This is a genomic window from Chitinophaga nivalis (genome assembly GCF_025989125.1).
In the GTDB taxonomy this organism is placed as follows: domain Bacteria; phylum Bacteroidota; class Bacteroidia; order Chitinophagales; family Chitinophagaceae; genus Chitinophaga; species Chitinophaga nivalis.
The window spans coordinates 1-1,356 of sequence record NZ_JAPDNR010000004.1; the positions used below are offsets into that span (position 1 = coordinate 1).

Consider the following 1,356-nt stretch of genomic DNA (forward strand, 5'->3'; position numbering starts at 1 on the left):
GGAGCCAACGCAGGGAACTGAAACATCTAAGTACCTGCAGGAAAAGAAAATAACTAATGATTCCCTAAGTAGTGGCGAGCGAACAGGGAAGAGCCCAAACCGGATCGAAGCAATTCTATCCGGGGTTGTAGGACTACTTTTAGAAAGTCAGATCAAGTTGAATCATCTGGAAAGATGAGCCGTAGCAGGTGATAGCCCTGTAGACAGAAATTCTGATGGACGTGTAGTATCCTGAGTAGTGCGGGACCGGAGGAATCCTGTATGAAACTGCCAGCACCATCTGGTAAGGCTAAATACTCCTTAGATACCGATAGTGAACCAGTACCGTAAGGGAAAGGTGAAAAGTACTCCGAACAGGAGAGTGAAATAGTTCCTGAAACCGTGCGCTTACAAGCGGTCGGAGCTCGCAAGAGTGACGGCGTGCCTTTTGCATAATGAGCCTACGAGTTACTCCTCACTGGCAAGGTTAAGGTCTTCAGTACCGGAGCCGCAGCGAAAGCAAGTTCTAACAGAGCGAATTAGTCAGTGGGGGTAGACGCGAAACTTTGTGATCTATCCATGGGCAGGATGAAGGTTAGGTAAAACTAACTGGAGGTCCGAACTCATTAGCGTTGAAAAGCTATGGGATGACCTGTGGATAGGGGTGAAAGGCCAATCAAACTGAGAGATAGCTCGTTCTCCCCGAAATGTTTTTAGGAACAGCCTTGGATATAGACGTGTTATAGAGGTAGAGCTACTAATTGGGCTAGGGGGCTTCACCGCCTACCAAACCCTAATAAACTCCGAATGCTATAACATAATCTCCAGGAGTGAGGCTGTGGGCGCTAAGGTCCATGGCCGAGAGGGAAATAACCCAGACTAACAGCTAAGGTCCCTAATGATATGTTAAGTTGATCAAACGCGGTTCAAATCCTAAAACAGCCAGGATGTTGGCTTGGAAGCAGCCATTCATTTAAAGAGTGCGTAACAGCTCACTGGTCGAGGGTTTGGGCACGGAAAATAATCGGGCATCAAACATATAACCGAAGCTTTAGGCCTAGTATTTAGGTACTAGACGGTAGGGGAGCATTCTAAACTGCATCGAAGGTGTGTCGCGAGACATGCTGGAGCGTTTAGAAAAGAAAATGTAGGCATAAGTAACGATAAATAAGATGAAAAATCTTATCGCCGTAAGACTAAGGGTTCCTGATCAACGCTAATCGGATCAGGGTTAGTCGGGTCCTTAGGCAAAGCCGAGAGGCGTAGCTGATGGCAAGTTGGTGAATATTCCAACACCTGCTGTAAATTCGATGGAGTAACGGAGTAGTGAAAGGACTGCGCACTTACGGAATAGTGCGTTAAAGGGGGTAGTTATAT

The 1,356-nt window shown here is 46.8% G+C and carries 1 rRNA gene; it reads left to right on the plus strand.

The annotated features are described in order from the left end of the window. Window positions 1-1,356: ribosomal RNA gene (locus OL444_RS31740) — 23S ribosomal RNA — on the plus strand; the annotation flags it as partial.